The 14,653-nt window shown below is 27.3% G+C and carries 16 protein-coding genes; 2 read left to right on the top strand and 14 right to left on the bottom strand.

Annotated elements, in window-relative coordinates; translation table 11 throughout:
- Positions 1-97 precede the first annotated feature (97 nt).
- The 7 genes from V6137_RS18660 to V6137_RS18630 all read right to left on the bottom strand — a co-directional run bounded on the left by V6137_RS18660 (position 98) and on the right by V6137_RS18630 (position 3,095).
- The gene (locus tag V6137_RS18660; protein WP_425449489.1) at positions 98-664 is read right to left on the bottom strand and encodes a hypothetical protein; all 567 of its coding nucleotides are present in this window, start codon (positions 662-664) and stop codon (positions 98-100) included.
- A gap of 20 nt (positions 665-684) precedes the next feature.
- On the bottom strand, positions 685-903 hold the full coding sequence (locus tag V6137_RS18655) for a hypothetical protein (RefSeq protein ID WP_425449488.1): 219 nt from the start codon (positions 901-903) through the stop codon (positions 685-687).
- A gap of 84 nt (positions 904-987) precedes the next feature.
- Positions 988-1,308, bottom strand: coding sequence for a hypothetical protein (locus V6137_RS18650; protein ID WP_425449487.1), 321 nt, complete (start codon positions 1,306-1,308; stop codon positions 988-990).
- Between the two features lie 12 nt (positions 1,309-1,320).
- Complete coding sequence (locus V6137_RS18645) at positions 1,321-1,722, bottom strand: hypothetical protein (protein ID WP_425449486.1); 402 nt, start codon at positions 1,720-1,722, stop codon at positions 1,321-1,323.
- Positions 1,723-1,725: 3 nt separating this feature from the next.
- Entirely contained in the window at positions 1,726-1,983 is a 258-nt protein-coding gene (locus tag V6137_RS18640; protein ID WP_425449485.1) for a hypothetical protein, read from the bottom strand.
- Between the two features lie 13 nt (positions 1,984-1,996).
- Positions 1,997-2,605, bottom strand: a complete 609-nt coding sequence (gene radC / locus V6137_RS18635) for a RadC family protein (RefSeq protein WP_425449484.1) — start codon at positions 2,603-2,605, stop codon at positions 1,997-1,999.
- A gap of 142 nt (positions 2,606-2,747) precedes the next feature.
- Positions 2,748-3,095, bottom strand: a complete 348-nt coding sequence (locus tag V6137_RS18630; RefSeq protein ID WP_425449483.1) for a DUF2958 domain-containing protein — start codon at positions 3,093-3,095, stop codon at positions 2,748-2,750.
- Positions 3,096-3,391: 296 nt separating this feature from the next.
- Here V6137_RS18630 and V6137_RS18625 point away from each other — a divergent pair, with 296 nt between their 5' ends.
- Both V6137_RS18625 and V6137_RS18620 read left to right on the top strand, forming a co-directional pair.
- Positions 3,392-3,535: a hypothetical protein gene (locus V6137_RS18625; RefSeq protein ID WP_425449482.1), complete on the top strand. Its 144-nt coding sequence runs from the start codon at positions 3,392-3,394 to the stop codon at positions 3,533-3,535.
- 93 nt (positions 3,536-3,628) lie between these two features.
- Positions 3,629-5,296 (top strand): recombinase family protein, encoded by a 1,668-nt coding sequence (locus V6137_RS18620; RefSeq protein ID WP_425449481.1) that lies wholly within the window; start codon positions 3,629-3,631, stop codon positions 5,294-5,296.
- Positions 5,297-5,348: 52 nt separating this feature from the next.
- On the opposite strand, the gene V6137_RS18615 is transcribed toward V6137_RS18620, so the two are convergent.
- The 7 genes from V6137_RS18615 to V6137_RS18585 all read right to left on the bottom strand — a co-directional run bounded on the left by V6137_RS18615 (position 5,349) and on the right by V6137_RS18585 (position 14,212).
- A complete protein-coding gene (locus V6137_RS18615) occupies positions 5,349-7,202 on the bottom strand; it encodes an ATP-binding protein (protein WP_425449480.1) in 1,854 nt (617 codons plus the stop codon).
- A gap of 36 nt (positions 7,203-7,238) precedes the next feature.
- On the bottom strand, positions 7,239-7,475 hold the full coding sequence (locus V6137_RS18610; protein WP_425449479.1) for a DUF2188 domain-containing protein: 237 nt from the start codon (positions 7,473-7,475) through the stop codon (positions 7,239-7,241).
- A gap of 105 nt (positions 7,476-7,580) precedes the next feature.
- The gene (locus tag V6137_RS18605; protein WP_425449478.1) at positions 7,581-8,576 is read right to left on the bottom strand and encodes a DNA cytosine methyltransferase; all 996 of its coding nucleotides are present in this window, start codon (positions 8,574-8,576) and stop codon (positions 7,581-7,583) included.
- Between the two features lie 84 nt (positions 8,577-8,660).
- A complete protein-coding gene (locus V6137_RS18600; protein ID WP_425449477.1) occupies positions 8,661-8,888 on the bottom strand; it encodes a helix-turn-helix domain-containing protein in 228 nt (75 codons plus the stop codon).
- A 3-nt stretch (positions 8,889-8,891) separates the two neighbouring features.
- Entirely contained in the window at positions 8,892-9,482 is a 591-nt protein-coding gene (locus V6137_RS18595; RefSeq protein ID WP_425449476.1) for a Bsp6I family type II restriction endonuclease, read from the bottom strand.
- Positions 9,483-9,662: 180 nt separating this feature from the next.
- Positions 9,663-13,256: a hypothetical protein gene (locus V6137_RS18590; protein WP_425449475.1), complete on the bottom strand. Its 3,594-nt coding sequence runs from the start codon at positions 13,254-13,256 to the stop codon at positions 9,663-9,665.
- A 56-nt stretch (positions 13,257-13,312) separates the two neighbouring features.
- Complete coding sequence (locus tag V6137_RS18585; protein WP_425449474.1) at positions 13,313-14,212, bottom strand: copper amine oxidase N-terminal domain-containing protein; 900 nt, start codon at positions 14,210-14,212, stop codon at positions 13,313-13,315.
- Positions 14,213-14,653: the final 441 nt, after the last annotated feature.

Genomic DNA, 14,653 nt, shown 5'->3' with positions numbered 1-14,653 from the left:
TTCCTATATTATCTATACTTTTATTTTATTTATTTTATATTATTTTATAACAAATAAGGGTATTAAAAAAAGCCCATTTGGGCTTTATAAGGTTTAATTAATCTATTATTTTATAGTATTTTTCTGGTTCTAGGATTAAATATTCTTGTATATCTTCATAAGCTATAAACTCCACTTCAATACCATCCAGTGTTATAATATTATCTTCTTTATTAAAATAATCTTCATCGGCTAACCAGACAAAATCCATTAACTCATCTGAATTACTTTTAACTAAAACAACTTTCTCCCCTTGCTTGTAATAATCTAATAAATCTTCTTTGAACTCTATAATATCTACACTTTTATGAAAATAGTGTTTTTTCAAATCTCTTAAATTATCTGCTATTTTATCTAAGTTTTCTTCTTTCGATCTAATTATGGCTACATGATTTGAGATACTCATCTTATTTAATGTTTCTTCATGCTTTTCTTTAATGTTATCAGGAACATATTTAATTAAGCTCTTATCTTTACCTAACACTCTCATGCTCATATCTAGATCTTTAAACTTATCTGGTATATATTGAAAGTATTTAATATCTGTTAATAAAAGCTCTTTACATAATTCAAGAGTAAAATCTTTTTCTTTAAGTCCTTTTATTTTATGTAGTATATTCTCCATCCTAACAATCCCCCATTTGTTTATAATATTTTAATATTATCTTGGAATGTTTCTATATAAAGAATATTCTCTTTTATAAAACCAGCTATTATTGTGTTATTATCTTCTATAATAAAAGGTTCATTATTATTTGTATTGTTAATTACTTTTTTATGCTTATCTAGAATTTTCTTCATGTTCTTTATTTCTATGTCATTTAAATGTACCAAAAGATTAATTGCCTTGATTCTATTTAACATAAAATCTACTCCTTCTACCTAGTTAAAAAGAAAGCCCATTCGGACTTTCTTTTATAGAATATCATTTTTATTTTTTTATAGCAATTATATCTCTAGTATTCTTAGAAGTTCATTTTGGAACTTTATCACTTCTTGAAGTTCACAGTGAAACCTTATAAAAAAATAGTTTGTGAGCTCATTATTCTTTAATGTTCCCAAGCAAACATAATAACCTTCACTACTTCCAGAGTGGAGATGAACTACTACATTATGCTCATCTTCTGGAACTATATCTTCTCTATAAACTCCCATAAGCTTTCTAAAAGTATCATATTTGTTAGTCATTTCTTTGCTTTTAAGATGATTTATAATTGCTTTTTCTATATTTCCAATTGAATTTCCAATGACCTTTATTTTTCTGCCCATCAATATTCCCTCCTAAAATATAAACTGTGTATTGTTTAATCTAATTTTAGTCTTAAGCATTTTATTTGTATATTTTATCGCTCTAAAGAAAATTGGATCTACTTTGTTTTCTACAAAACAATCTGCTGTAAATTTAAAATCTTCTTTACAATGTATCTTTAATATAAGAATAATTAAGATACAAACAAGACTATAATCTCCAGCACAGTTTAGCTCTCTTCTTTTAACATTACTAGGAGTTAAATAAAAATCTTCAAATTCATTATTACTACAAAATCTAATTTTAGATTTATCTATAATGATGTTTCTAATAACTCCCTTTCTCTCAAAAGAATTTAGAACTAACTGGATATTACTTAAAACTTCATCAGAAAAAATCCCTTTACGTCTTTCAAATCTATAATACAGTTTCATTTTTTAAAATTCCCTCCTATTATCAAATTCTCTAACTATCTCATCTGTTTCTTCTTTCTTCCTACCATCATAGGTTTTTACCATTATAATATGAGCTTTCAGAAATCTTCCTCTGTGATAATTAACTTCACTTTTAAAATTTTGTAGAACACTTAAATATGTTCCGTTTGTAATAACTTCTCTTCCATCTATAATTAAACTGTAATGATTACCATTACTTTTAGCCATATCATAATGATAGCCCATATTCATAGTTCCCATTTAAATTCCTCCCTTATATAATTCCTTCTTCTTTTAGACTCGTATAACTGTTTCCAATAATAACGTGATCCAGAACCTTAATCCCTATTAAATCACCACTTTTAATTAATCTCTCTGTAATATTAATGTCTTCTTTGCTAGGACTAGGATTACCACTTGGATGGTTATGCACTAAAATTATACTGGCACTACTTTTTAATATAGCTTCTTTAAATACTTCCCTTGGATGAACGATACTTGCATTTAAACTCCCTACAGATATAGTTTTTATATCTATTACTTTATTCTTTGTATCCAAGAGAACAATTCTAAATTCTTCTTTTTTAAGATATCTCATTTCTTCTTTTAGAAGCTCTGCTATATCCTTTGGGCTTTTAATACTGTCTTTAATATCTGTGTTTTCTTTAGCTATTCTTGTAGAAATATCAAATAGAGCTTTAAGCTTCTGTTTTTGTAAATCTGTTATTTCTAACATATCTACTTTATCTCTTAATTCATTAATATTTTTAAGCTCTTGTAATACCTCCACTTTAATATTAGTTAGTAATGCTAATATCTCAAAATCCATCAAAGTATTAACCCCATATTTACTTGCTCTTTCCTTTATCAATTGTCTGCTCATTTTAAATTCCTCCCTAAATTCTCTTCATAAACTCAAATTTTTTATTAAAATTTGGTATAAACATTAACTTCTTAATCTTTCAAAAAATCATAAAAGCCCCTACAATAACTTTGTAAGGGCTAACTCTTAATAATCTTTACTTTTATAACTTTGGATATGGTCTGTAAGGTTCTTTATACTTCTTTCTAATATTAGATAGTAAAGTAGGTTTAAAATGTAAATCCCTTTCTATTCTTGGGAATTTTTTATTTACACTTTCTAATTCTCTTAATGAAAAATAACCTAGTTCATTTTCCATTCCTGCTACAAAGCCGAAGAATAAATAATCTCCATCTTCCTGCTCTCTACTTTCCATTACATACCATGTCCAATTGCTAAAAATGTCGAAAAACTTAACATATACAGTTGGATCTTCTTTGTCTTCTTGTTCATACAAAGCTGATACTCCTAACCTTTCTTTAAGTTCTTTATTAAATAATTCTTTTGCCATAATATAATCCTCCCTTTTAATCGCTCTAAAATAAAATTCCAGTGAAATTTCATCTAGAGCTTTCATTCTCCTTTTGTTTTCCTAGCCTTTAACAATTCTTTTACTATGTTTTTTATTTTGGATGTTTCTATTTGTTGCATTATATGCAGTTTAATAACTTTAATAAAAAATTTTAAACTTTTTTCTCCAAACTATTGAAATACAAAAACTATCTGCTATAATATTAAAAATGCTTAAAATTCATAAAATATTTTTTAGGAGGTGATGTGTAAAAAAAAGATAGGTGTGATGTTCAAATGAAAACATTAATGAGTGAAATAATTAAAGATAAAGAAGATATTGAAAAAGAAAATAGAATAAATGAATTTTTAAATATAATTGAAGAAATTTTATTAGATAGTGAAAGTGAGATAGATATACCAGAAAAAAAAGCATCTTAAAAAAGGTGCTTTTTTTATTGCTAACTTTTATGGTGCTGAGTTATAATTAATATATGAATTTATCCTATAAAATAAGGAGGCATATTATCTGTTATGGTTCAAAAAAGAAAAGTAAAAAATGTTGTTTTATATCTTCGCGTTAGTACGCAAGAACAAACTAAAAATTATAGTATCAAGGCTCAAGAAACAGAGTTAACACAATACTGTAAGGCATATAATTATAACATTGTTAATATCTACAAAGATGAAGGTATATCTGGAAAAAATTTTGAAGATAGAATAGATTTCAAAAAAATGATACGAAAAATAGACAATAATCCAAATGATTATGATGCTATCTTAATATATAAACTTTCACGAATCTCACGAGACAGTGCTGATTTAAACCAATTGATAAAGTATTTACACGAAAGAGATATTTATTTAATCTCAAAAGAGGATGGCATAGATACTTCTACACCTATGGGGAAAGCAATGGCTCAAATTCTAGGTGCTATTGTAGAGATGGAACGAGAAACAATTCTCACGCAGGCTAAATCAGGCATGAAACAAAGAGCTAGAGAAGGAAAATGGAATGGTGGCAGTGTAATGGGTTATACATCTAAGAATAAAGAATTAATAATAAATGAAAAAGAAGCAAATACCGTAAAAAAAATATTTGACTTGTATACTAATAAAAATTGGGGATATTCTAAAATCTGTAGATATTTAAATAATAGGTTAGAAGAATATCCTACCAAGAAAAATAGTAGTTGGAGTTATCAAACAGTTAAAGGAATTCTAGACAATCCCATTTACATTGGAAAAATTCGCTGGGATGTTAGAAAAGACTGGAACACCAAAAGAGAAAATAATAGAAAAAATAATAAAGAGAAAGATTATATTCTTGTTGATGGCCAACATGAACCTATAATAAGTATAGATTTATGGAAAAGAACTAGACAAAAAAGAGAATTAGTAGGTAAAAAACCTGAAAAGAAAGTTCATATAACTTATTTGCTAAGTGGACTACCTAAATGTCCTCAATGTGGTGCTTCTATGGTTTCACATAGAATAAAAAAGCAAAATAAAAAAAATGAGTATTACCGTTATTATTGTTGTAGTCAGTGGGCTAATAAAAAAGCTGTTTGTAAGCCTAATTTAATAAACGCTAAAAATACAGAAAAAATAGTATTAGAAGAAATTAAAGAATTTGTTAATCAACCTGATGTAATAGATGTTATTAGTAAGAATGTGGGAGGAGACATTGATACTAAGGAACTTAAAAATGAAATTAAAATTATTGAAAAGACAATTACTAATAGTAAAAAAAATAAAGAAAAATACGTTGATTATCTTGTCGATGATGATAAGGTAGAAAAAATTGGTGAAAAAACTTTGCTTGAAAAAATTGAAAGCTTAAATAGTAAAATTGATAAACAAGAGAAAGAACTTAAAAAATTAAGATTAAAGCTTAACAGTATTAATAGTAATAAATTAGATTATGAAAAAATATCTATCTTGCTAAAAAGTTTTGAAAAAACCTTTGAAAGAGCCGATGATAACCAAAAGATTAAATTACTACATAACATAATAAAAGAAATAAAAATCAATCCTGCCGAAAAACTAAAAGACAGGACTGTTAAAGAAATAATTCTACATTTTAATAATGTTGATTTAACTAAATATAACAAAGATAATACTAAAAAGAAAAATTATGAGGTCATTTGTGGTACGGCTCTTCGCAACACACTTTATTATAAAATACTTTTTATAGCCTAAAACCATTGATATTACTTAAAAATACACTCTTAAATAAGAGTGTATTTTTTCTCTACTCAACCATATTGGCTATATTTTCAAACCAAGTATAAACTTCATCATATACTCCATGTTCTTCTAAAATTTCTTTTGTAATATTTTTCGCTACTACTCCATTTAAAAAGCTCTTTATTTCAGCTTCTCTAAGCTCATATACTTCTTCCAATAGCTTGGGAACATCCTTTTCATGCCATTCAGTATAATAATCTGACAAATCAACTTCCAATCTTCTTTTTTCTTTAAATACTTTTTCTATCAATTTAGGGCAAATATAGTTTTCCATTTCATAAAGTTTGGTGTTAAATCCAAGCCTACGACCATCACTTGCTTCATTAATCTGTTTAATTTTATCTATATAATCTCGTCTATCTCTATCATATATATGAATTTCTTTTATATCATTGAATTTTCTTAAATAGTCGTACTTTATCCATTGTTTTAAATTGCTACCTTGCATTGGAATTATTGTTATTAACTCATTTTCTAAATTAACTACATCTCTTAATTCTTGTATTCTATTTAAATTTTTTAAGAAATTCACATCATTTTTCCCTTCTACACACACTAATACTTTGGTATTATATTCTGGTAATAAGCCTAGTGTATTAGATATATTTCTTAGCCTTACATTCTCATCTGTTATTAATATAGGTTCTTTAAATTCATTTCTATCAATTAAAATTAAAGAATCTTTATCTACCATTTTAGCTATTTCAGGAGTATGTGTTGTTATAATCATCTGATGTTTTTTATCTTCACCTATTTCTACAAGTGATTCCATTATCATTGTTTGAAAGTTAGGATGTTGTGATGTCTCTGGCTCTTCAATAGCATAAATAATATTATTTTTATTACATTCTTTGGAGACCCTTTCTGCTTCTGCTCTAAAATAACTAAGTAATATTAATCTTTTTACACCACTTCCTCTTTTATTAAGTGGTATTCCATCATCACTTTCTAAATCATATTTAAAAATACTACTCCAAGGTGATTTAAAATCTAAATTTATTTTCAATTTTTTCGCTATTTCAGGATCAAGCTCTTTAAGCTTCGCAATAGTTTCCTTACCTATTTTACTTACTTTTTTATCTACATATTTTTCAACATCTTCTAGTTTATCTTTTATATCATCTAATGCTTTCTTAGTAGCTATCTTTAATGGGTTTTGAACTTCACTGTCCGAATCAGAATTAACTCTATCGGATTGAAATAAAAAGTATAACGGAAAATAATCTTTAAGCTTGTCCCATATATTTTTTGCATCAGTATCAATTTTCTTTGTATCAATTAATCTCTCTGAGAACTGTGTTTTTTCGTCTATATAACAATTATAAAGAGCTTTCCTTATACTTGCATTGACAGTTTTGTTCAAATCATTTTTCTCAATTTTATCTTCAATTTTACTCAACATTTTTTTTAAATTAGTGTTATTCATTGTAATTAGATCTTTGTCAAATACATTTGGATAATATGCATTTATATATATTTTCAAATTACTTGCTGTTAATTTTGCTTTAGAGCAATTCCAAACTTTATATATCTCTAAATAACCGTCTTTATTTAGAAGATACTCCTCCTTTAAATCCGTGGGATTTGTTGAATCCATTATTATTCTTTCTCCATTTTCTAGCTCAAAACAAGCTCCAATTGTCATTTCTTTCTCACTACAGTGAATATTACAATCTTCAATTTCTGCCTTAACAAGTGCTTGTCTAGAATCTCCATTAAAAAATATTTCTAGTGCTTCCATTATAGTAGATTTTCCTATATCATTCTTGCCAATAATAACATTCATATCATCCCGTAAATCTAAAGTTAAACCTTTATAACCTCTAAAATTTTTCAAAATAAGTTTTTTTAACCTCAATATTATCCCCCTCTTAAAAGCTATATTATCCTTACCCTATCCCCTTGGTGGAAACGGATCATTCCCATATGTTCTTTCATCTTCAATTGTTCCATTTTTTCTTTTTATAGTTAATTGACTAGGTTGATTATTTCTTGCTACTTTTACTCCATAATCTACTGCTTCTTGCTTTGTATCAAAATTTTTTAATACAGTAGAACTTTTTTCTCTCTTCACTTGCCATTTTGAATTTAAACTCTTCCATACTACCCAATATTTATTTCTTTTACTCATATCCTATTACCCCCTGTTAATTACCCTATATTTAAATCATATCACTATATCTTTATAAAAAAAAGACCCTTGCTTCAAGAGTCTTTTGCTACACATTTTATTTTCTTACGAAATAAATTTCAAATCTTCATCATAATTATTATCAGCTTTTCGAATTACTTCAATCATATGCTTTGCTATTCTTTCAACAACAGGAACTGATACGGAATTTCCAGCCTGTTTATATAATCTTGTATTGCTCATTTTTTTAGGTATTTTAAAATCAAAAAAACCTTGAAAATCAAAACATTCTCTTGGGGTTAATTTTCTTATCCCATAATTATCAAGAATCAGTGGTACATTATGTCCTCCTGTTCCCATATTAGCAGTTAAAGTAGGGCATACATTACTTTTGTTTTCTCTTACATACACCCTTCTTAATTGATATACTGTATTTTTTTTAGTAATTGCTTCTTTCAACATTGGATAATATTTTGTTTTCCCTTCCCTATAATAATATCTATCTTCTTTTTTATCTTCAATATCAATAATATCATGAATTGTTCTTATCAGATTAATCTCCGATGGAAATTGAAACATATCGCATTCTTTTTTTTCTTTAAATCCAACCAAATATATTCGCTCTCTATTTTGCGGAATATTACCATATTCCATAGTATTTAACACTTTATATTTTATATAATAACCATTTGCTATTAAGGCTTCTTCTACTATTTTAAAGGTATTACCTTTATCGTGTGAAACTAAATTTTTGACATTTTCTATCAAAAATGCTCTTGGTTGCTTTTCAACAATAAATCTTAATGTTTCAAAAAATAAGTTTCCTCTATCGTCATCAAATCCTTTTCTATAGCCCGCAATACTAAATGCTTGACAAGGAAATCCAGATGTAAGTATGTCAAAGTTTGGTACATCTTTTGTACTTACATTTCTTATATCTGCTTCTACTAAATAATCACTTCCAAAATTTTCTCTATATGATGTGCAAGCATAAGAGTCAACTTCATTTGCCCAAATAATTTCAGCACCTTGATTTTTAAATGCTTTGCAAATACCACCTATACCTGCAAACATACTCGCTACAGTATATTTATTTTTCATATTTACTCTCCTCCCAGAACGTTTGTTCTACATAGAATATATCATACTACCATTCATTTTTCAAATTTAAATACTAAAATAAAATTATATATCATTTAACAACTCTGATAAAGTAATTTTTAAAGCATTTGCTATTTTTTTAGCTGTTATTATTGTAATATTTTTTTCTCCTCTTTCTACTGCACCCATATATGTTCTATGTATCCCTATTTTTTCTGCAAAAGTTTCTTGAGAGTATCCTTGTTCTTTTCTTAGCTTTCTTATCTTTATTCCTAACCTTTTACTAACTTCATAAATATTTTTATTGTCCATAGTTTAGCCTATTAAGTCAACTCCCTCTTTTGTTATAACAAACGTTTCTCTAGATATATACCTACCATGCTGTATTAGCTCTTTATATATGCTAAATCTTGGTCTTCTTCCTTGTAATTGTTGGTCTTTAAGTGTCTGTGTAGCATTTACTTTGTGATTATAGATATCATCAGTATTTATTTCATAAATATCAAAAGTTCCATCCCACTTACCTTCTCTATAAAAATCTAAAAAGAATATTCTATCCCAAACAGATTTAGGTCCAAAAGAAGTTAAATCTGGAATAACACTACAAGCTTTTATTTGTATTCTATTTTTCATCACAGGAGCTTTTGTATCATAGCAATCAAATGAAGTATTCGCTCCCTGAATATTTCTTACTATTCTCACCATATTTTTAGCTAAACAAAATGCTGATTCAGACAACCCCTCTGGTAAATTAACTTTTCTTGCATTCATCTCATCTAATTCATTACATAAAATTCTCCAGCTTTTATATATGTTAAATAAACTATCAGCATCTCCCCTTTGAAAATTCACTACTTCTGTTCTAAAATAGCCCTCTGGTAAATTTAAATCAATTTGTCTCAACATAAAAAATCTCCTCCCCTTTGAAATCTTTTACTTTAAGACTATATAAATGCTACCCAAAGGTCTACATACTAAAGATAGCATTTAAGGAGTGAAGATCTTAATTTTTTATTAAAATAAATTTAAATATATTCTAAAAAAGATATAGGACAATTTATTTATCCTATATCCATTATACTATATTTAATTATTAATTATCTGGCTTTTAATTGGTAAAGGATCTACTATTTCTATAGTACCAGTTCCACAAGATTGTAAGTAAGCATCGTCTCCTTGAGGGTGTTCATCTCTATCATAAACATATCCTTTAAATTCTTCTGTTTCATACATTATTCTAATTGTATTATTTACTGCTCTTTCATCTGTATAAATTCTTTTTCTTGTTTCTCCAAAATCATCATAATGAAATTTGGGTCTAAATCTTTTTATTTGATGTGAAGAAGAACCTTTTCTATAATATGGTCTAGCATAATGTTTCTCTATATTAAGCCCTGCCCCTTTTACACTATAATCTTCCATGGAAGGTGGAGAACTTGGTACTCTAACATAACCTGGACTTCTTGTTATAACATTACCACAAACTCCTCCATGTGGGGATGGTGGTGGCATATTATCTCTATTAGTATAGTATTCTGTTTCTATATAGAAGTCAAACCATTGTCCTGCTATAACTTTTCCTTTTCGACCTGTTATATCTATATATCTTTTATTTGTTGAAGGAGAAGCAAACATTATTCTAGCTTCAAATGTTTCATAGAAACTTTTATCATATTCATCATTACCGTGAACTATAACATCTTCGGCATAAGGATCGCACCATTTAATCGTCTTTGAACCATTCTCTGTTTGAACAGTTTTGGAATGTTGAACTCCTCCTACACCTTTATGATAATAAAATGTAACTGGACCCCAATTTATCCTCTTTCTGATGTATTCACATTCAAATTCTTGTTCTCTGTCAGGCTTATGTTTTATTACTTTAAAGTTATCACCTTTCCAATTGTCTTTGTAAGGTAAAGTCCTAAATCCACTAGGACCTCCATTCTTATCATTTCCATCTGTTTCATATTTTGTTTCAATATACTGTTTATCTGCATTTAAAACTGCTTGAACAGAATGATTACCTTCTCTAACATACCTCTTATCAATTGTTCCATTTATTCTAACCGTGCTTCCAGATTTATTAAAATTAATAAGGTCAAACTTTTTATTATTATTAATTCTAACTGCTTTGCCATCCACTAGAACAATAAGTTTAACATTATCAATGTTTTGTAAATTAGTAAAATTACTATCCATATAAGCTTCTGCTGTATAACCAAAGCTTTGTTCTTTAGAATATTCATCTTCTGCCAATTTTATATTAGGAGGATTTACTTCAAAAGAACGTAAAACTAGATTAAATACACATTTATATATTTTTAAGATTGAATCATCATCTTCATAATCATTTAAGCCCATTTCTTTATATTTTTTAGGGACTTGAGCTAATAAATCAAATTTGAAATCTACTCCCTTTAGCCCTCTTAACCAATGTTCAGCTACTCTATTATTTTTATTTAACGTTATTGGTACTGTTAAAGTTTTAGTTTCAATGCTACCATCTGTCCTTTTAATATATAAATTAACTTCTGGATTTACTATTTCTTTTACTCCATCTGTCTTTTCCATTTTAATATATACATCATAACCTGTCACTTCTGGATAAGAATTAGTAGGTTTAAAAAAGTAAGATGAACTGTCAGGATTTTTAGTATTAAATAACTCCCCACTGGTACTATATAATTTAAGTTCTGTTATAGCTAGATTGTCCCTACCATTTATAGGGTACTCTAATCTCCTAACATCATCCCTTTTTATATATACATTATCTATACCATCATATATACTAGGAACAAATGAAGTAAGTATCAATTTTGATTTTTTTAATTCTAATGGAATGTGAATATCTATTACATACTCAGCTTCTTCCTGTGGCTGTAATATTTTAGGTGTTTCAGAATTTATAATATCTCCTATTGTATTATCTCTTGCCACTCCAAAATACTGTGCTTTTATATTATTAACTAATCCTGAATTGATTACATTATTAGTAGGTTTTTTTCCTACATTTTTAATTTTAACATAGGCTTTATAAAATTTATTTCTCTCTACTCCCTGTTCTTTTGTTATTATATTGCCTTCCTTATCTAATAATTTAAATTCAGAAATAATTAAATCGCTCGGGTTTTTAGGCTGTACTTGAAAGGTTATACTACTTTCATCATCTTCTTTCTTCTGGTTATCATTTTTAGTTTGATCCGTACTTCTATAATAATTTTTTTGATAGGGGAGCTGTCCTGTAAATGTTATTTGCTTTAATGGTTGTCCTTCTTTTGTATATTCTGGAATAGTATAATCTATCTTATAAATAGCTATATTTTCAGGATTATCTAAATCCAAACTATCGCCAGCAACTCTAAAGCCCTCTTTTGATACTCTTTTTAAGCTTGTTCTAGAATGATTTTTACTTTCTAGAAGAGGATTAAACCCATCTGCGTGGGAATAATCTCTGTTATCATTGTAGAAAATATAGTTATTAATCTTAATCCCTTTATTGTATGTTCCTTCTTCACCTTGGCTATTCTCAAAGCCTACAAGAAATTTTTGTGTTATTTTCTGCCCTGCTTTTAGAACATCCTTCTTTGGATTTAATTTCTTCCCTGTTTCTTTGTCTATAATTTCTACAGTGTTATAATTTCCAATAGGGTAATCTTTGCTTGCTATTCTCAGATTTTTTAAAGAAGTAAAACGTGGTGTTTGTATGCCACTATAATATTTTCCATTGTAATGTATTTCGAACGCCTTGCCATAGCTATTGTAAGAAGGAATAGATATAACGCTAAAATATTTAAAAAACATTTTTGTTTGGTTTTGTAATGTTGGATTTAACCCTTTTAATCTACATTTTTGTTGCATAACGTTTTCTAGATTATTATTAAAAGCTTTAAATGTAAAATACCATAATTGCCATTTTTCCCCCACTTTGCCTGTTTGCTCAAATTCTTTCTTAAACCTTTTATTAAAAGCACCTTCCACAATACCAAATCTACCTAATTTCCAAGGTTCAGCAATTATGCTATTTCTAATTGAGTAAGCACCTTTTCCAACATCTCTGGTAAAATAAGTATTTCCTTGTGTTTGCCCTAAATAAGACATACTGTATCTCCAGTTCCCTGCTATACTGCCATTGCCCCAAAATTGTTTTTTAGAATTTGCTTTATTGTCTATAATTAAATTATAAAGATCTCCAGTTGTATCTTTATAATTCCAATTAGGTTTATTTACATAACCTTTTTTAACCCTACTATCTTTAGGATACTTTAAAGGATATTTTCTTTTTAAACTATGTATATAACTTCCTCCCGTGTGATTATATGTATTCATGTAAACATCTAACATATCGTAAAAATTTTCTGGTTTTTTTATTAAAGAATAATTTGTATAATCACCTTTGTTGTTTGTAGTTGTATACATATGCTGTCCATTTCTCATGTAGACTTCTCTATCCATTAATTTTAGAAAGAGTGTATCTCCATCTGTAATCTCAAACAAATTCCATTCATGATTTTTCCCAGTATAAGGTTCTGGAAAGGTTTGTTTAATTGGCATAACATCTCCGTTTTCTAAAACTAAACCATCTTTAGGGTCGAATTCACCATTGTTAAAGTTATCTGCATATATGTTTGTGCTTGTAATAATAAATATTAAACTAATTGCTAATAATAATTTTTTCATAAAATTGTCCTCCTTTCATTTTTTATGTAATTTTAATAATAAAAAAGACAGTTTTTTTAATTAACTGCCTTTTTTATCTTTACCTGTACTCCTATATTTTGTTTGTAAAATATATATTTGTAATCTCCGTGAGTTAGCCATTCGTTTGTTATAGCCAATTTACCATCACCATTAAAACCATTATCTAGTCTTCTAAATATTTCACTAGCAGTTGTTTTATTAGAAGAATATTCTAGCAATTTTTTTACTACTTGCTTATTTTCTCTTTTAAAGTTTCTTATAGTTAGATCATAGTATTCAGATTTAGGAAAATAGAAGTACATTATAGCACCCGCAGGTCCTAATGTCCCTTTATCGTCAAAGGAAATTTCCCCATTTTTTATCCAATATTTTTCCCTTCCATATTTTTTAGTTTTGGAGAATTTGGAGAAATAATCTTTTAACTCTTCATCTTTATCAAATGGAATCGATTTACTTGAGGAAGTTTTATCCTCTTTAATTTCTGGAGCTTCAAGATTTCTAAAAATATCTATTTTGTGATAACCTTTAAAGCTGTATTTTACTTCATAATCGAAAATTTCAGAAATAAATCTTAAAGGTAAATAAGTTCTTCCATCTTTTAGAATTGCTGGAGTATCCATATTAGTTATAGAGCTTGGACTTGTAATAATATTGCTTCCAATAATTAGTTTGTGTTCCCCCTCTATAATAACTTGCTGTTTAGCACCATTCCAATCTACTTTTTTACCTAAACCCTCTACAACTGCTCTAGCTGGAACAAGGGTTCTTGAATCTGAATTGATAAACGGTTCTCCATATTCATCAGAAATCTTAAGCTCCTGATTATCTATAAAGATTTTTATATCTGCTTGTTTTTCCTCTGCATATATGCTGTTTCCTGCTCCTAAAATTACTATTAAGAATACTAATATACTTGTTAATGCTAACTTTTTCATAACTTTCAACCTCCTTTTAATTTTTATAGAACATAATTTCTTTTGTTTTTTATCTATATTATATTTTAGATATTTTTAAGATTTTTATAACAAAATTATGTTCTATAACTACCTTTTTAAAATATTTTTTATACTCTTAGTATGGCTTAAAAATGTTTATTTTTCAACCTTTTTTAGTTTTTAAACTTTTTAAATTACTAAACTTTTTTATTGGTTTTATAATAATGTAGCATTTATATATTGTAGATAAATAAAATATATTTAAAAGAGAATTTTTGAATATTTTACTTAGATAAGCATATAGTATATTAATCAAAATAATTCTTTTTTCTTTTCTTTTTTATCATTTTTTATTTTCTTTTTTAAAAATCGCAAGGGGAAAGGAAAGAAGCATTATATACACGTTATATTTATTCACACACATTTCTCAAAATTTTTTCA

Source organism: Dethiothermospora halolimnae (assembly GCF_037577855.1).
In the GTDB taxonomy this organism is placed as follows: domain Bacteria; phylum Bacillota; class Clostridia; order Tissierellales; family VENL01; genus Dethiothermospora; species Dethiothermospora halolimnae.
Note: the sequence above shows the minus strand (reverse complement) of the source record. Positions and strands in the feature narration are given on the sequence as shown.

What these genes read in the sequence shown, in the direction of transcription:
- V6137_RS18660 (WP_425449489.1), bottom strand. Translation starts at nt 664, where the DNA reads ATGGAGAATATACTACATAAAATAAAAGGACTTAAAGAAAAAGATTTT.
- V6137_RS18605 (WP_425449478.1), bottom strand. Translation starts at nt 8,576, where the DNA reads ATGAAAAATAAATATACTGTAGCGAGTATGTTTGCAGGTATAGGTGGT.
- V6137_RS18590 (WP_425449475.1), bottom strand. Translation starts at nt 13,256, where the DNA reads ATGAAAAAATTATTATTAGCAATTAGTTTAATATTTATTATTACAAGC.
- V6137_RS18585 (WP_425449474.1), bottom strand. Translation starts at nt 14,212, where the DNA reads ATGAAAAAGTTAGCATTAACAAGTATATTAGTATTCTTAATAGTAATT.
- V6137_RS18600 (WP_425449477.1), bottom strand. Translation starts at nt 8,888, where the DNA reads ATGGACAATAAAAATATTTATGAAGTTAGTAAAAGGTTAGGAATAAAG.
- V6137_RS18595 (WP_425449476.1), bottom strand. Translation starts at nt 9,482, where the DNA reads ATGTTGAGACAAATTGATTTAAATTTACCAGAGGGCTATTTTAGAACA.
- V6137_RS18610 (WP_425449479.1), bottom strand. Translation starts at nt 7,475, where the DNA reads ATGAGTAAAAGAAATAAATATTGGGTAGTATGGAAGAGTTTAAATTCA.
- V6137_RS18630 (WP_425449483.1), bottom strand. Translation starts at nt 3,095, where the DNA reads ATGGCAAAAGAATTATTTAATAAAGAACTTAAAGAAAGGTTAGGAGTA.
- V6137_RS18625 (WP_425449482.1), top strand. Translation starts at nt 3,392, where the DNA reads ATGAAAACATTAATGAGTGAAATAATTAAAGATAAAGAAGATATTGAA.
- radC (WP_425449484.1), bottom strand. Translation starts at nt 2,605, where the DNA reads ATGAGCAGACAATTGATAAAGGAAAGAGCAAGTAAATATGGGGTTAAT.
- V6137_RS18645 (WP_425449486.1), bottom strand. Translation starts at nt 1,722, where the DNA reads ATGAAACTGTATTATAGATTTGAAAGACGTAAAGGGATTTTTTCTGAT.
- V6137_RS18650 (WP_425449487.1), bottom strand. Translation starts at nt 1,308, where the DNA reads ATGGGCAGAAAAATAAAGGTCATTGGAAATTCAATTGGAAATATAGAA.
- V6137_RS18620 (WP_425449481.1), top strand. Translation starts at nt 3,629, where the DNA reads ATGGTTCAAAAAAGAAAAGTAAAAAATGTTGTTTTATATCTTCGCGTT.
- V6137_RS18640 (WP_425449485.1), bottom strand. Translation starts at nt 1,983, where the DNA reads ATGGGAACTATGAATATGGGCTATCATTATGATATGGCTAAAAGTAAT.
- V6137_RS18655 (WP_425449488.1), bottom strand. Translation starts at nt 903, where the DNA reads ATGTTAAATAGAATCAAGGCAATTAATCTTTTGGTACATTTAAATGAC.